The following is a 14,844-nucleotide window of genomic DNA, read 5'->3' on the forward strand; positions in this document are numbered from 1 at the left end:
GCTCAAGGTCATGACCGAAGGCTGCAAACCTCCGCTGCCGTCGGATGGTATGTAGTTCTGCTCGTAGCTTCGCGCTTGGGCTTCCTGAAATGCAGCAACTTGTGGGTGGTGGTTTGAAAATCCGGCCAAGTCCTTGGCGTTGATCTTGCCTCCACAGCGGCCGTCGCCCTGCGAGCCAATCGCATAAAAAAGTCCCGAATCCTGCTGCAGTCCCTGGATCGCCGCTTTCAGATCCGGTGGCGTAGAGGGATCATTGGCTTTGTCGGTCAACGACTTCCAAGTAAGCGGGCATTGGTCCTTGTGACGGTTGAGTACCGCAACAATCTGCAACTCAGCCGTGGTCAGCGACCCACCGTTCCACGTGATTCCGGGGCTCGGCCTGGGAGCCGGCTCGATCTTCGGAGTGACGCCGAGCAGATGTTGGGCTTCAGTCGCCTTGGAGCGTTGCGATTGGTCCTCCTTGAGAGCCGCCCTCATATTTGGCGGCAGCAGATCCAGTGGGTGTTGCTCCAAGCCATTCAATGTCAAGACATCCGGTGCCAGATGGCCCAAAGGGTCCTGCCGCAATTTATCCATTGTCGAATCAAGATTCGACGCTGGCAGATCCCCTTGCGCGAAAGAGCCGGGCTTGTCTGCCAGCACACAAGTGGACAGCATCGCTTCGAAGCACGATGCACTTTGCTGATGCTGGGTCGCAAAATGGGAAACTTTCAGGCCCGGCCAACCCCTTGCGGACTGTAGCGAATTTGAGCGGTAGAAAGTTGAAAGATTACTGGCCGACATTATGCATCCTCAGACGTGACGTTGAAATCCCCACAAGAGACCCCGACAGAAGATCCCTTGCGTTTCACAAAATTCGACAATTCCAAGCGTCGGCAGGTCACGAATGCGCCTGCCCTGCCTTCAATTGCTGTGTTCCGGGCCGGCTCCAAGGTTCGGTCCAACACAATGGCCGGAGTCACCGCGAGAGCTGCCGGGACTCATCATGAGCGGATTAGCTTTCGAGAAACTGACGAGTTTGCGAAGAGTTCACAAAGGGGTAGCCGCAGTCATGTTCTTCAGAGCTGCGGGAAATCCTCAATGTTCATTTCTTGCCCAGCTCAGGCTTCCCGCCAACGCTATCCTGTTGTGGGATGTCAGAAGAATAAGAAGCATCCGGTCGTCCGTCGCGAACGACCGTAGTGGAGGAGCCGCGAAACAAGATCAGCACTGATTCCTTTGGCGTTGCCGCTATGTGAGTCTGCGCCTGCGCCTGCGCCACCAAGCCGTTAAAGGTCTGCTCCACGAGTGCGACGAAGCGCGGTGGACCGGAAACGAAGACGAGGCCATTGCCTGGCACGGGTTTGACCACATAGCGCTCGTCGGAGATATCAAGCTTGTCGAGAGCCCCCTTGAACGCATCGAAGCGAATCGACGTCATCAAAAGCATTCGAGTTTGCGATTCTTGTGCAGCAGACACATAGAGCACAAGGCCGTCATAGTACCATTGTAGACCGTAAAGGTTCGTCAAGCGGTCGAGGAACGCGCGCGGTGGCAAATCAGGCATACGTCCGCGAATTCGCCCCTTCACCGCAGGACTGATGTTGACCCTGATATTCAGGTTGTTGCCGAATTCCTGCAACGCTGCAGCGAGCTCCTGATCCAGAACCGTGTATCTATAGGGTGTCGCCGGAAGGGACAGCGGGACTGCATGCGCCGGGTGAATCCCGGTGGACAGAAAAAACCCGGCACAAAGAAGTCTCAAAACATGCAGGGTGACGGGTTGGATAAGCGTTCTCGGCATGTCGCACTGATAAACCAAACGCTGAAATCATCACAAGTGACTAAATTGCCGAAGAGATTTTAGATTGTCGAAATGACGCCGCCGTTAGTCAGCTTGTTGTCAGCTTGCCCCCCTAGGAGTGTTGCGCCGACACCGGGTGATGAATGGGCGGGGCTCGCCCGGTCAGAGAGAGCAACCGAGTCCTTACATGATGATGCCTGTCACGTCGATCTCTGCCACTCTAACGGCTGGCCTCCCCAGGGTCGGATCACCGTCGATTGTCGAGCAGGCCCAGTTTGAGCGCGCCTTAGGGCATGCAGCCGACTCGCTGAAAAACGATGCCGCCGCGGGGCCAGCGAGTGCGGCGCCAGTTGCTGCGGCGATGGATGTTCAGCGCGCGGCTGCGCCGACGAGCGGCATGGGCGATCGCGTGTTGCAGACGATTTCCTCCCTATATCCACACAACACTGTTTCCTTCCCCGCGCTCGACCATGACATAGCCCTTTCGAAGGGCGCTCTACCGGGACCGGCGCAGAAGCTTCCCGTTCCAGGTGAGGCGGGAACCGGAATCTCGGGCATTCCCCAACAAGGGCAAGACTTCGAAACGATGATGGCTGGTCTTCGGGATGTTTACAACGGCGTCACCCAGGTGGCGCTTATCTCCAAAGGCGTCAGCGGCGTCACATCATCCGTGAATAAACTTTTGAAGGAAGGCTGAACCGCGCGCATGATTGGCTTGGCCGAGGGCGAAATCATGCGTGGCCTGTCAGGGTGGCGGTCGGTTAGACTTGTCATGCTGCCAGTTCTCGTCGCCCTCACTGCTTGCAAAGCCGACCTCTACACGCAATTGCAAGAGCGTGAGGCAAATGAAATGCTCGCACTTCTTGAAGACAACGGGGTCGCCGCGATCCGGGTGGTCGCCAAGGATGGAACCAGCACGATCCAGGTTGACGAAAAGCTGCTCGCCTTCTCAATCAACCTTCTGAACGCCAAGGGGCTGCCGCGCCAATCCTTCAAGAACCTCGGTGAGATATTCCAAGGATCAGGCCTGATTGCCTCGCCGACCGAAGAGCGTGCCCGTTACGTGTATGCCCTGAGCGAAGAGTTGTCGCGGACGATCAGCGATATCGATGGCGTTTTTTCTGTACGTGTTCACGTCGTGCTGCCGCATAACGACCTTGTGCGAGCCGGTGCCACGCCATCCTCGGCCTCGGTGTTTATCAGGCACGACGCAAAAACAAATGTCGCGGCTCTGCTGCCAAAGATAAAGATGCTTGTAGCCGACAGCATCGAAGGCCTGTCCTACGATAAGGTGGAAGTGGTTTTGGTGCCGGTAGAACGTTCCGCACACGAGCAACGGCCCGATCCGACTGCTGTTTTGCCACAAGCATCACTACCTCTTCCTGCGCCACTTCTGGCGACCGTAACAGGTTTTGCCGCAGCCGTATTCGCCGTGGCCTGTTATCTCTTGATCGGCGTTGTTACGCGTCGGCGCAAGCAATCAACCGGCGTTTCCAAGGTCGAGGGGCGCCGGGATGCTTCTGCTGTCGAGGCCATTCGCAAAAGAATGCCTGCAATTGGACGTGGGTGACATCTCATTGCCAATGCCTATACAGACCGCCCGACCTGATGGTCCGCACTTTCCGGGCGCGAGCGAGCTTGCGGCTTCGGCCCATCCAACCCGTCTTGCGGCGCGTCTTGATCCAGCGTTATCGGCCGAAACGTTAGTGAAGTTGCAGAAGTGTTCCAGACTGCATCCAAGGCTGGCAGAATTGCTGGGCAACGATGACGTGGATCTGAACCACATCGGCTGCAGGCCGGACCTTCTACGCGGGCATGATCCATATCGAGCGACCCTTCTTGCTGGTAGTATCTGGCATGCCCGTTCGCTGGTCGCGTTTGTCTCTCAGCCTGAGCTTGCCATCCTTGTTAAACGCATCGGCGTGGATGCACACGCATTCGGAATCCGACACCTGCTGCATGCTGTTGACAAAAGACTGATCTCGGACCCAGAAAAACTCGCTCAGCAAATCGAATACGATGGACACGCATGTCTTGGAGCTTGGCTCCAGGACAGTTCAGCGACCGAGCGTAACCGCGTGCTTCTTCGATTGCCCGAGGGGACTGCCGCGGAGACTCCAGCACATGAGCATTGGACCGCCGCCGGCCAATTGCTTTCACTTGTAGTAGCTCATTTTGAGACAGAGACCCCGGTGAAATGACAGTCGAACTTTCCGAGGGGCCAATAGCGCCGCAGATGCGTCCAGTCGGACCACTGATACCCGCGAGCGAGCTCGAAACCTGGCACAGCGCCGCGCAAGCCCTTGCCGCGGCAGAACGGCATCGGCAGCGCGTTCGAAACTGGGCACGCGCGGTTTACCAGCGGGCGTGGGCGCGCGGCCACATGGAGGGCTCGAATGCAGGCACCGAGGAGATGGCAGGGTTGATTGCGGAGACAATCTCCGAAATCGCGCGACGAAAGGCGGCTCTGGAGCAGGAATTGCCGCAGCTCGTGATGGAAATATTGAGCGATCTTATCGGCGCTTTCGATCCGGGCGAGCTATTGGTGAGGGCTGTTCGTCACGCCATAGAGTGTCAATACAGCGGCGCCGACGTTTGCCTTCATGTTTCTCCCATGCAAGTCGACATGCTTGCACGAGAGTTTGCTCGATGCGACGGCCAGGATGGTCGACCAAGGGTGCGGATCGAGCCCGACCCGACATTGTCGCCGCAACGCTGCGTGCTGTGGAGCGAGTACGGCAATGTTGACCTTGGACTTGACGCCCAGATGCGCGCGCTGCGCCTTGGTTTCGGGACGCTCTGTGAGAAAGGCGAGCTATGAGAAAGCCCGTCCCAGAACATAACGCTGACGCCCACACTCGAGCTCTCGTTCCAGCAATCTCGTCTTTGAGGGCTGCGGCCAAGCGAATTGACACGCGTGCGGTGCGCGGTCGGATCACGCGGGCTATCGGCACACTGGTTCATGCCGTCTTGCCAGACACTCGTATTGGGGAACTTTGCCTCCTAGAGGACCCGCGAACCGGGCTGTCGCTCGAGGCCGAGGTGATCGGCCTGTCGGGTGATGGTGTATTGCTGACACCGATCGGGGACTTGGTGGGCCTATCCAGCCGCGCAGAGGTCGTGGCCACTGGCCGAATGCGTGAGGTGCCCGTCGGCGGCGATTTGCTCGGTCGCGTGATCGACAGTCGTTGCCGCCCATTGGACGGCAAAGGCGAAATCAAGACCGTCGAAACTCGGCCCCTGCATGGCAGAGCCCCCAATCCGATGACGAGGCGCATGATTGAGCGGCCATTCCCGCTTGGGGTCCGTGTCCTCGATGGTCTGCTGACGTGCGGCGAGGGCCAGCGGATCGGGATTTATGGCGAGCCAGGTGGTGGCAAGTCGACGCTGTTGTCACAGATCGTAAAGGGTGCCGCCGCTGACGTCGTCATAGTGGCGCTCATAGGCGAACGTGGACGGGAAGTTCGTGAATTCATCGAAAGGAATCTTGGTGAAGAGGGCCTTCTCCGTACGGTCGTCGTGGTTGAAACATCCGACCGCTCGGCGGTAGAGCGTGCGCAATGCGCTCCAATGGCGACTGCGCTCGCGGAATATTTCCGCGATCAAGGCCTACGCGTTGCTCTCATGCTGGATTCGCTGACGCGCTTCTGCCGCGCTATGCGCGAAATAGGCCTTGCTGCGGGTGAGCCGCCGACGCGACGGGGCTTTCCTCCTTCCGTTTTTGGCATGCTGCCAGGCCTGCTCGAGCGCGCCGGCATGGGTGAGCGGGGCTCAATCACGGCCTTCTATACGGTGCTTGTAGAGGGTGATGGCACGGGTGATCCAATCGCCGAGGAATCGCGTGGTATTCTCGATGGCCATGTCATCCTCTCACGCGCTATTGCGGCGCGATCGCATTTCCCCGCTATTGATGTGCTGCAGAGTCGCAGCCGCGTCATGGATGCAGTCGTTTCGGGGACACATCGCAAGGCAGCATCCATTTTCCGCGAGCTCCTGTCGCGCTATGCCGAGACCGAGTTCTTGATCAATGTTGGCGAATACAAGCCAGGTGGAGATCCCCTGACTGACCGGGCTGTCGCGTCAATCGACGAACTGAGGGAGTTTCTGCGCCAGAGCGAAGATGACGCGTCAGATTTCGAGGAGACGGTCGCATGGATGTCGCGTCTGACCGCGTAAACTGGATTCAGTCTTCGAGTATACGGCTTCTGAAGGAAATGCAAGAGCGTCGTGCCCTTGGCGAGCTGTCCAAGAAGGAAGCCCAGCGCGATGTGGCCGCCTCAGCCGTACAAAATGCCTCTAGGGAGCTTGCAATGATACAGCAACATTGTTCAAGAAAAGAAGCAGCGCTCTATCAGCATCTGATGTCACTCGACAACTTGTCTAGCGCAGCGCTCGACCGTCACCGCCTTCACACTGAACAACTTGCCGCTGAGATCAATTCCAGACGGCAGATGCTTGATGATACCCAAATCGCTCAAGAGGAGGCTGAGATGGCGGCGTCCAGGACGAGGGAGCTATGGGTCATATGTTCGGCGGCAAGGGACAAATGGCAACAAATCGAGGACGACGTGCGGCGCGCCGTCGAGACTCATTCGGAGGCCGCAGCCGAGATCGAGGCCGACGATGAGATACTGCTGAAATATGCGAGGGGGTCGCTTGCCTAAATGCCGCGCAACCGGATCCGACGGTCGCAAGAGGTCGTCCGAATGACACGACCGTGCAGTCTTTGATAGGCGCTGCGGTCACACCCGCCATGTTCGAACCAGTTCTGAAACTGTCCCACACGGTTGTCTCGTGGCTCAATGATACAGCAGCGCCGCGCACGCCGTTTCAAAGCCGGATCAACGAGGTGCCGCTATCGGTGCGAACGGCAGGGCTTGTCTGGCAGCAGGAACCTGCTGCCATTCCGATGCTTGACTGCGTCTGGAGAGTGGGAGCCGAAACGGTCATCTTGTCACTGTCGCGCCCGCTCGTAGAGGAGTTCATCACGACAGTGCAGAACGGCTTGGCCTTCCCTTCCGAGCCAACTGCTTCGCTAATTCTCGAACTCGCTCTGGAGCCGCTTGTCACTCGACTGGAGGAGACGACGCGTCTGAACGTGCAACTCGTGCGGGTATGCGAAGCCACGATGCTGGCTCCTCATCTTGAACTCGACATCATTTTCGGCGCGGTCAAGGGCAAGGGCCGTCTATTCCTGTTCACGCCACTTGACGGCTTAGTACCGCCTGCGTTTCGCGCGCTAGGCGAACTGCTTGCCCAGTTGCCGCGGCAGCTGGGCGGGCTGCCTCCAGAGCTCCCGCTCATTGTTGCAGGAGAGGTCGGCACGCTTCGCCTTCCTGCGGCGCTTCTTCGAAGCGCATGTGTCGGTGATGCATTGTTGCCCGATATTGCGCCGTTCGGCCGCGGCCAGATCACCCTAGCTGTCGGCCAGTTGTGCGCCGAGGCGGATCTTGACGGCGATGAATTAATCTTGCGGGGGCCTTTCCGCCCGCGACCGTGTCCTTTGGAGAGTGCGCATATGACACAACCCGGATCGCAACTGGAGCTTACTAAGGATCTCGACGATGTCGAGATCGTGCTTGTCTTTGAATGCGGCCGCTGGCCTATTTCTCTTGGGGAATTAAGAAGTGCCGGCGAAGGGCATATTTTTGAACTTGGATGGCCGATCGACGGCCCGGTCGACATAGTGGCCAATGGTCAGCGTATCGGGCGTGGCGACATTGTCCGCATCGGAGAAGAGCTGGGCATCAGGCTCCGTGGCGGGTTTGCATGCAATGAGTGAAGCTCAGCCGACAATCCTGGCGCTTCTTGCGGTTACCGCCGGACTCGGTCTGCTGGTTTTAGCAGTTGCCACGACAACGGCCTTTGTAAAGGTATCAATTGTTCTTTTCCTCGTCCGCAATGCGCTCGGGACCCAGACCATACCACCCAATGTGGTGCTGTACGCCGCGGCGATGATCCTCACTATGTTCGTTAGTGCGCCCGTTGCTGAGCAGACCTATGACCGCATGTCGGATCCCAAGCTCCACTATCAGACATTCGACGACTGGGTAAGCGCCGCTAAAGCCGGAAGTGAGCCCTTGCGCGAGCATCTCAAGAAATTCACAAATGAAGAGCAGCGGCGATTTTTCCTATCTTCGACAGAAAAGGTCTGGCCAGAGGAAATGCACGCTGCAGCCACGCCTGATGACTTTGCAATACTTGTACCATCTTTCTTGCTATCAGAATTGAAGCGCGGATTTGAGATAGGATTTCTACTTTATCTGCCTTTTATTGTTATAGATCTGATAGTGACAACTATCTTGATGGCAATGGGTATGTCGATGGTCTCACCAACTGTTATATCTGTTCCGTTCAAGATCTTCTTGTTTGTTGCCATTGATGGTTGGTCAAAATTGATGCATGGGCTTGTGCTGAGTTATACGTTACCGGGAGGCTGATCATCACTGAATCCAGCATCATTACTCTTATGAGCCAATCACTGGTGGTTTTCATGATCTGGATTCTACCGCCGCTCATTGCATCAGTGGTTGTCGGCCTCGTCATCGGCATCCTCCAGGCGGCGACGCAGATCCAGGATGAAAGCTTGCCGCTCACCGTGAAGCTTCTGGTCGTTGTCGCGGTGATTGGGCTGTTTGCTCCTGTGCTAAGCGCCCCGCTCATAGAGCTAGCCGATCAGATCTTCACCGAGTTTCCCGCAATGACACTTAGCTACTAGTCCGCCCCATGGACGCGCCATCGGCCGATATTCAAATTCTGATCCAGACGGCTTTCGAACTCGTCGTTGCGGCAGGTCTTGGGGCAGCCCGCGCGATGGGCATCATGCTGATCTTTCCCGTATTCACACGCTCGCAGATCAGTGGGCTGATCCGGGGCTGTTTGGCTGTTGGCTTCGCACTACCATGCCTGGCACACGTCAGCGGCGGATTGCCGGCGCTGGATCCTGATACGCGCCTGATCCAGCTAACCCTGCTCGGATTCAAGGAAGTTTTTGTCGGTGTACTCCTTGGCACTTTTCTTGGCATTCCGCTTTGGGGCCTTCAGGCTGCCGGGGAGCTTATCGACAACCAACGCGGCATCAGCAGCCCGACCGCTTCGGCCGATCCCGCGACGAACAGTCAGGCTTCCGCGATGGGCGTTTTTCTGGGGATCACTGCGATTGCCATATTCGTCGGATCAGGAGGCCTGGAAACTTTGATCAGTGTCCTGTACCGCAGCTACTTGATCTGGCCGGTGTATCAGTTTCACCCGACACTGAGCGGGCCAGGAGCAATGGAGTTGTTGGGGCTTCTCGACAGCATAATGCGCACGGCATTATTGGTTTCGGGGCCTGTCGTGTTCTTCCTGATACTGATTGATATATCGATGATGCTGCTGCGTCGCTTTGCCCCGCAATTTAAGGCGAGCCAACTGTCTCCGGCAATCAAGAACATTGTCTTTCCAGTTCTCATGGTCACCTACGCTGCCTATCTGGTGGAGAGCATGAAACTGGAGGTCACACGTGCCAACGGCGTGCTGGAGTGGTTCGACAAATTGCTGCCATGAGCGACACAAGTGAAGAGAAGACACACGCCGCCAGCCCGAAGAAGTTAAGTGAAGCGCGCAAAAAAGGACAGCTGCCACGTAGCTCCGATTTCGTCCGCGCGGTCGGGACTTGCGCTGGGCTCGGCTACCTTTGGCTAAGAGGCAGCGTGATCGAGGACAAATGCCGGGAAGCGCTCCTATTAGCCACCAAGTTGCAGAGCCTACCTTTCGATACCGCGGTGCCGCAGGCATTGGTTGTGCTCGTCCAACTCACAGTCGCGGCTGTTGGCCCGCTGCTTGGAACCCTTGTCGCCGCGGTGATTTTGGCCAGCCTGCTAGCCAATGGTGGATTTGTCTTCTCTCTGGAGCCGATGAAGCTCAGCTTTAAGAAAATTGACCCCTTTGAAGGGCTGAAGCGCTTGGGGTCTGCTCGTTCCATGGTCGAAGTCTGCAAGACCATGTTCAAGGTATTGGTTCTCAGCGCAACCTTTTCCATTGTCCTTCTCGGGATGTGGAAGACAATGGTCCCTCTGCCGATCTGCGGCATGGGCTGTGTTGGCCTCATCTTTATGGAGACAAAATTGCTGATGGGAATTGGCGCCGGCGCACTGCTGGTCGGCGGACTGATCGATCTTCTGCTCCAGCGCGCGTTGTATCTGCGCGAAATGCGCATGACCAATACCGAAGTGACGCGCGAGTCGAAGGATCAGCAAGGAGCGCCAGAGTTGAAAGGTGAACAGCGTCGCATCCGCGAGGAGGCGGCCGACGAGCCTGCGCTTGGCGTGCATCGCGCCACGCTGGTCTTAACAGGAAGGGCGGTCCTGATCGGTCTGCGTTACGTTCGCGGTGAAACCGGGGTGCCGTTCTTAGTTTGCCGTGCCGAAGGTGAGCGCGTTTCACATGTGTTGAGCGAGGCGCGGGCACTACGCCTGACGATCGTCCATGACCATGTCTTAGCGCGTCAGCTGATAGGCACTACAAAACTCGGCCACGCGGTTCCTATGCAATATTTCCAGCCTGTCGCGAAAGCATTCTTTGCCGCAGGCTTGGCCTAGTCATGGAAGTCCACGACTGCCCAGTTCAAAACTGACCTGGCTCCATGCTAGTGGCAAATGTCGGCTGGCCATCCGTGCCCCAGTGTCTCTGTCAGGCCAACCGCGCAACCGCGGGCCTGGGGCAATCACTCCCCTCGGATCTGCCACCCAGCAACTACGGCAAGTCCTCCGGGCATGACCTTGCAGCCTCTGCTGGCCGGTGCGTGGCGCAGTCCGAGGTTTTGAGGCCGGCAGTGCGGATTTGATTGGTGCAGCCGTTGGAATGCCCTCGTCAGCTAGTCGTCAACTAAGCGCCCTATGTTGAACAGCCGTGCTAACTTGAGCTCGGTTGCGAAACATAGGAGTACGAATCGTCATGTATGGTCGAATTGGTGGCTCATCCGATAGTTACCGCGCGCATAATGCCGGCGAGCAATCGGATGCAGGAAGCGAAGGGTTCGCGGACACATTTGCCCGAATGCACTTATCCGGATCGGAAGGTAGCGGCGCCTCATCATCGGCGGCTCCCCAAGCATACTCCCTCAATTCCCGACCTCCTGTGGTGGAGATCAACAGGACTTCCTTCAGGAGACAGGTGAGGCAATTTCATGGTGATGAAATCACGCACATCGCCGACAATCCTCAAGAGTATTCGGAGTTCGTATCGTCACGAGCCAGGCGCACCGCGGACGTTGCTCAGCAATATGGCATCCGTCGAGATACGGAGCACGCGCGATATTTCAGTTACCAATTGGGAGACCGGAGTGCCGGACTGCTGAGAATGGAAGGCGGATTCAGCATGAACGAGTTCGAATCGGAAAGTTGGCGGGAACAATTTCCTGGTCGAACTGAGGTCACTTCCATAGTGGATCTTCAAGTCGCCCATCCGCTCGTCGAAAATGCGGGCGATATTCTGCTGGAGCATCAACTTCGGATAGACGGCGACCGACCGTTGCTGAATTGGCGTGCGGCTAATCCGGAAGCACAAGCGCGCGCGCAGACGATGGGGTTTGTTGAAGTGGATCATGGCGACCTGGTGCTTGACCCTACGCAGCATCCCGACAAATGGACGAAGAACAGTGCCGGTGAGTGGCAGCGTGCAGGCAAACCTCCACTCTATCTCCACAAAACCGAGGATAGCGACAGCAGCGATAGCGGGTCCGACGACGATTTCATGTGATTTGTCGACCCGCCGCCGAGCCTTGCAACTGGTGACGGTTGCAAGGCTGTTGGCAGTGAATGCTAATTGTCCGGCGACAGCCCCGCCTTAGCGCCAGCGCCGCCGAGCAATCCAGCCCATCTCCCAGACAATAAACTGCGGATGCGCATCGTGGGTGCTTGCGAGCGGATTGTATTCGGGCCGGAACTCCGCCTCTTGGAACCGAGCTCTCCCGAATCCAATTTTCTCCACCACACCGTTGGGTCGTTGCGATGCGCCGATCCCGATCGGATCGGCTATGCCTGCTCCGCGCTCGCAGGAAGACCTTCCGCCTCGATCTTGGCGGCGCGATCTCGGCGATAAGTTGGATGGGAGGCAAGATACGCCGCCACGTCAACAGCCGGTAACGCGACATCGCAAATCGGCCCTGACGGTAGCCGATCGACTCCAATCGCCGGACCGCAACTCGCGCAGCGGCATTCGCGGTTTGGCCAGGAGAAATGCTCGCTGACTCACAGCGTGGCCGGCCGCATTCTGAGTGCCCTGTCATGCAGCCTGCGCCGACGGGAGCTCGGCACGCGAATGGCGTGGTTGGCGGCCAAGCCCTGAGGTCAACAAGGACTTACAGAAAGCGGGGGTGAGTTTGCCGCGATGAATTATGACCTTCTCGCGACCGGACCTAGCATCGGCTTCCTCTCGCTCTCGATTGTAGCCGCGCTGTTCGTTGGATTTAACGTGGCAAGCGGTGAATTCGGAATCAGCCAGCCCTTCCAAGTTTCTGGCCATGACGGGGCGACTCGTGTGGATGTGCACCCACATCGGGCTCGGCATCGCACCATTGACCAGCATCTTGGGCTGCAGCTTCATCTCAAACAGCTTTCCTGGCTCGCCACGCAGCGCGACCGGTGCCTCCGGCGGCATCAATTCGTCGGCATTGCACAAATGTTCCAGGTATTTTTGCGCCGGAAATGCGTAGGTCTTCATGCAATCAGTCGTAATGCCGGCTTTTCCTTCATTCAATGCGTTGGCCTGTCCCAGCACCATGTTCAGCAACCCTTTGAGCTGGTCTGTGCGTTCGTGCACTTTGGGTAGCTGGGTGGAGGTGAGTAGCAGGCGTACATTACGCCCCTGCAACCCGGCGAGACAGGTTTGCATCTCAATGGCCTGGGCTCGCAGGTACTGGGCCACATCGTCCACGACCTTACCGGCCTCCTCAGGCTTCATCTGGCGCACTTGGGAGACGACGCTTTGCTGACCGGCCAGATCGAACTGCAAAAGTTCGTCCAATCGTTTGAGCCGCTCCGTCAATACCTCCATTGACAACGCGGCGCCCCCGATTGTCGAGCCTGCCCCCGACGAACTCGCAGCCACCTCTTGCGCTCTCACCTGTGTACTCGCAACTTGATCCGAGCGCGCGAGAACCTTGGCTGCTGGCACTGTGCCGGCGTTCGCAGCGACTGGTGTTGATGGCTGCCCGGCGGCAGAAGTCCCGGCGCGAGCTGCCGACTTATGCTTTGACTTCCCTTTCCTTCGCGCTGTAGTGCCTTCTGACACTGCAGCCGTACCAGCAGTGTCAGCCGGTATCGCAGCGCCTGCCCTGGCCGGCATCGCAGCGCCCGCCTGGGCCTGTGGCGCCATGATGGCTGACGGCGGAGACTGCAGGTTCAACAAGTGCATGGCATCGTGCGCAGTGATCCATGCATCGTCCACGATCCGTTCGAACAGTTTCAATGGGAGGCCGGCATCTGGGTAGGTATGGCTTAGCTTGGTATGCACCTCGTGCAACGCCAATCCAAAATCCGAAAGCCGCTCCATGATTTTTTCTACAACCGCGCAATCATGAGCGTTGAGTGTTTTGCCATCATCCATTATGCCCTTCGCCAAAGAGAGGGCGCGAAGAGCTTCTTGAGCGGCGCTTGCCATCAGCTGCACCACTCCATTTCGACCGACGAGGAGTTCCTTCAAATCTGGCTCGAACCTGCTCGCCCGCAGTTCAATCTTGGCCCGCGCAAGACCGATCCGCTCACGGACCAGCCAGATCCTGACACTCAGTACCGAGCCGGCACGCAGCCGCAGTGCGCACCGCTCGGCTTCCCGCATCACGGGCGTTCCACTGGATAGGCTAGCGGTGGCAGCGCAGGCGGATCGCTGCCGTTCGGAGCGCCATGCCTTTTTTTCCCACCACTTAATTGCCGCCGTATGGTGGTTCTCCACATTTAAAATCAACAGCTCCTGCCGGTCCGCCTGGGAGTAGGAGTAGAGTTTATCGACCATACCTGCCGCTTTCTTGGTCTTTTTGTCCAATTTCGTGATCGTCGACAGGCCAAGTTTGTCTACTTCATTCGCGGCGTCGCACACGATCTGGCAACATCTACGCACCTTGTCGTCTGGCATAATTGTCTGCGCCTCAGCCGCAGGCAGGCTAGCGCGGTACTCCAGAATTGCTGAGGCTGCATCGACGACCCCACTGATCAGCTCCACCGCCTCCTCGGGGACGTCGGTTTTCCTGGCCGCAGCCTCGCAATCAGTCAGTTGTTGAACAAGACTGTTCATTCTGAGCTGTGTCGGACTGATATCTTTATTTGACGATGAGCTGGTGCCTTCCACCTGCGCGGTTGATAGTTGGCTACCGACCGGCGCCATGGCTTCGCCCTCAGACATGGAGGGAGAACCGCGCCGCCTTGCGGCTGCGCCACGTGGCGCTACGGTTCCGCGTGGTGGCGCAGCGGCTCCACGTGGCGGTGTGTTCAGGATTTGATCTTCGCCAATCGAGGCGCCTGGCAGACTTTCGCGGGCATCGCCTGGACCGCGCGCAACTGGAAGGGAGGAGGGCCTCCTATCGGCGTCCCCAGAGCGCATCTGCTCCACAACGGAATCGAATGACTGTCCACCTTCTCCCGCAGCAAGACTTGATTGCGAAAGGGAACTGCTCGCCCGCCCCGCGCGGCTGGCTCCAGTTTCAGCCTGCGATTTCCGTGGTCGGCCAATGCCCTTCATATTGCGTCTCCGTAGTAGGCGAGAATGTGCTGCTATTGTGCTGGCGGCTGACGAGACCAGCGGCATCTTTCGGTTAACGTCACGGTCAGCCAGACCCGCGACGGCGTAATGTTCCCGCCAAAGTGCTTCTCAGTAGCAGGCCAAGATTGGCCCGAGCTCACAGGACTTTCGCAACGTTGCCATCGATGTCCTGAGATTATCAGCGCTTCAGTCCGCCGATTTCCAGGAACAGCGAATGAAATCAGACCAACTCGGCTAGCTCCCCTTCCTAGACACGTGCCTGACGCTTTTATTGATGCGTCCCTCCTCTCGTTCGCCACCGCCCCCGTCACACCTTTGCTTCAGAG

15 protein-coding genes are annotated in these 14,844 nt (G+C 57.8%); 12 read left to right on the forward strand and 3 right to left on the reverse strand.

Features of this window, described 5'->3' with window-relative positions:
- The coding region (locus ENZ75_RS34965) for an HrpF/NolX family T3SS translocon protein (RefSeq protein ID WP_281061226.1) at positions 1–783 on the reverse strand (783 nt) is incomplete at its 3' end.
- A 301-nt stretch (positions 784–1,084) separates the two neighbouring features.
- Positions 1,085–1,783: a secretin N-terminal domain-containing protein gene (locus ENZ75_RS04820; protein WP_024505367.1), complete on the reverse strand. Its 699-nt coding sequence runs from the start codon at positions 1,781–1,783 to the stop codon at positions 1,085–1,087.
- A 187-nt stretch (positions 1,784–1,970) separates the two neighbouring features.
- Between ENZ75_RS04820 and ENZ75_RS04825 the strand changes: the two genes are divergently transcribed.
- The 12 genes from ENZ75_RS04825 to ENZ75_RS04880 all read left to right on the forward strand — a co-directional run bounded on the left by ENZ75_RS04825 (position 1,971) and on the right by ENZ75_RS04880 (position 11,521).
- Complete coding sequence (locus tag ENZ75_RS04825) at positions 1,971–2,480, forward strand: nodulation protein NolB (protein WP_024505368.1); 510 nt, start codon at positions 1,971–1,973, stop codon at positions 2,478–2,480.
- A 36-nt stretch (positions 2,481–2,516) separates the two neighbouring features.
- Positions 2,517–3,353 (forward strand): type III secretion inner membrane ring lipoprotein SctJ, encoded by an 837-nt coding sequence (gene sctJ, locus ENZ75_RS04830; RefSeq protein WP_272483026.1) that lies wholly within the window; start codon positions 2,517–2,519, stop codon positions 3,351–3,353.
- A gap of 181 nt (positions 3,354–3,534) precedes the next feature.
- Entirely contained in the window at positions 3,535–3,984 is a 450-nt protein-coding gene (locus ENZ75_RS04835) for a nodulation protein NolU (RefSeq protein ID WP_281061227.1), read from the forward strand.
- Positions 3,981–4,604: a type III secretion system stator protein SctL gene (sctL, locus tag ENZ75_RS04840; protein WP_024505371.1), complete on the forward strand. Its 624-nt coding sequence runs from the start codon at positions 3,981–3,983 to the stop codon at positions 4,602–4,604. The genes ENZ75_RS04835 and sctL overlap by 4 nt, the downstream gene beginning before the upstream one ends.
- Complete coding sequence (sctN, locus tag ENZ75_RS04845; protein WP_063169268.1) at positions 4,601–5,959, forward strand: type III secretion system ATPase SctN; 1,359 nt, start codon at positions 4,601–4,603, stop codon at positions 5,957–5,959. The genes sctL and sctN overlap by 4 nt, the downstream gene beginning before the upstream one ends.
- Positions 5,935–6,447, forward strand: a complete 513-nt coding sequence (locus ENZ75_RS04850) for a hypothetical protein (RefSeq protein ID WP_063169269.1) — start codon at positions 5,935–5,937, stop codon at positions 6,445–6,447. The genes sctN and ENZ75_RS04850 overlap by 25 nt, the downstream gene beginning before the upstream one ends.
- Before the next feature lie 89 nt (positions 6,448–6,536).
- Positions 6,537–7,565 carry a type III secretion system cytoplasmic ring protein SctQ gene (sctQ, locus tag ENZ75_RS04855; protein WP_095769044.1) on the forward strand — a complete coding sequence of 343 codons (1,029 nt, stop codon included), beginning with the start codon at positions 6,537–6,539 and terminating at the stop codon, positions 7,563–7,565.
- Positions 7,558–8,223, forward strand: a complete 666-nt coding sequence (gene sctR / locus ENZ75_RS04860) for a type III secretion system export apparatus subunit SctR (RefSeq protein ID WP_029354851.1) — start codon at positions 7,558–7,560, stop codon at positions 8,221–8,223. The genes sctQ and sctR overlap by 8 nt, the downstream gene beginning before the upstream one ends.
- A gap of 2 nt (positions 8,224–8,225) precedes the next feature.
- On the forward strand, positions 8,226–8,501 hold the full coding sequence (locus ENZ75_RS04865) for an EscS/YscS/HrcS family type III secretion system export apparatus protein (RefSeq protein WP_024505375.1): 276 nt from the start codon (positions 8,226–8,228) through the stop codon (positions 8,499–8,501).
- 8 nt (positions 8,502–8,509) lie between these two features.
- On the forward strand, positions 8,510–9,328 hold the full coding sequence (gene sctT / locus ENZ75_RS04870) for a type III secretion system export apparatus subunit SctT (protein WP_063169270.1): 819 nt from the start codon (positions 8,510–8,512) through the stop codon (positions 9,326–9,328).
- Positions 9,325–10,362: an EscU/YscU/HrcU family type III secretion system export apparatus switch protein gene (locus ENZ75_RS04875; RefSeq protein WP_024505377.1), complete on the forward strand. Its 1,038-nt coding sequence runs from the start codon at positions 9,325–9,327 to the stop codon at positions 10,360–10,362. Before sctT ends, ENZ75_RS04875 begins: the two co-directional genes overlap by 4 nt.
- A 355-nt stretch (positions 10,363–10,717) precedes the next feature.
- Positions 10,718–11,521, forward strand: coding sequence for a hypothetical protein (locus ENZ75_RS04880; protein ID WP_024505378.1), 804 nt, complete (start codon positions 10,718–10,720; stop codon positions 11,519–11,521).
- A 525-nt stretch (positions 11,522–12,046) separates the two neighbouring features.
- Here ENZ75_RS04880 and ENZ75_RS04885 read toward each other — a convergent pair.
- Positions 12,047–14,143, reverse strand: coding sequence for a hypothetical protein (locus ENZ75_RS04885; RefSeq protein ID WP_245458917.1), 2,097 nt, complete (start codon positions 14,141–14,143; stop codon positions 12,047–12,049).
- Between the last annotated feature and the right edge of the window lie 701 nt (positions 14,144–14,844).

Origin of the sequence: Mesorhizobium sp. M7A.F.Ca.CA.002.04.1.1 (assembly GCF_004022805.1) — a bacterium.
Classification (GTDB): Bacteria; Pseudomonadota; Alphaproteobacteria; order Rhizobiales; family Rhizobiaceae; genus Mesorhizobium; species Mesorhizobium ciceri.

Coding starts and splice junctions, on each gene's coding strand:
- ENZ75_RS04820 (WP_024505367.1), bottom strand. CDS start 1,783: ATGCCGAGAACGCTTATCCAACCCGTCACCCTGCATGTTTTGAGACTT.
- ENZ75_RS04825 (WP_024505368.1), top strand. CDS start 1,971: ATGATGATGCCTGTCACGTCGATCTCTGCCACTCTAACGGCTGGCCTC.
- sctJ (WP_272483026.1), top strand. CDS start 2,517: ATGCGTGGCCTGTCAGGGTGGCGGTCGGTTAGACTTGTCATGCTGCCA.
- sctL (WP_024505371.1), top strand. CDS start 3,981: ATGACAGTCGAACTTTCCGAGGGGCCAATAGCGCCGCAGATGCGTCCA.
- sctN (WP_063169268.1), top strand. CDS start 4,601: ATGAGAAAGCCCGTCCCAGAACATAACGCTGACGCCCACACTCGAGCT.
- ENZ75_RS04850 (WP_063169269.1), top strand. CDS start 5,935: ATGGATGTCGCGTCTGACCGCGTAAACTGGATTCAGTCTTCGAGTATA.
- sctQ (WP_095769044.1), top strand. CDS start 6,537: ATGTTCGAACCAGTTCTGAAACTGTCCCACACGGTTGTCTCGTGGCTC.
- sctR (WP_029354851.1), top strand. CDS start 7,558: ATGAGTGAAGCTCAGCCGACAATCCTGGCGCTTCTTGCGGTTACCGCC.
- sctT (WP_063169270.1), top strand. CDS start 8,510: ATGGACGCGCCATCGGCCGATATTCAAATTCTGATCCAGACGGCTTTC.
- ENZ75_RS04875 (WP_024505377.1), top strand. CDS start 9,325: ATGAGCGACACAAGTGAAGAGAAGACACACGCCGCCAGCCCGAAGAAG.
- ENZ75_RS04880 (WP_024505378.1), top strand. CDS start 10,718: ATGTATGGTCGAATTGGTGGCTCATCCGATAGTTACCGCGCGCATAAT.
- ENZ75_RS04885 (WP_245458917.1), bottom strand. CDS start 14,143: ATGGCGCCGGTCGGTAGCCAACTATCAACCGCGCAGGTGGAAGGCACC.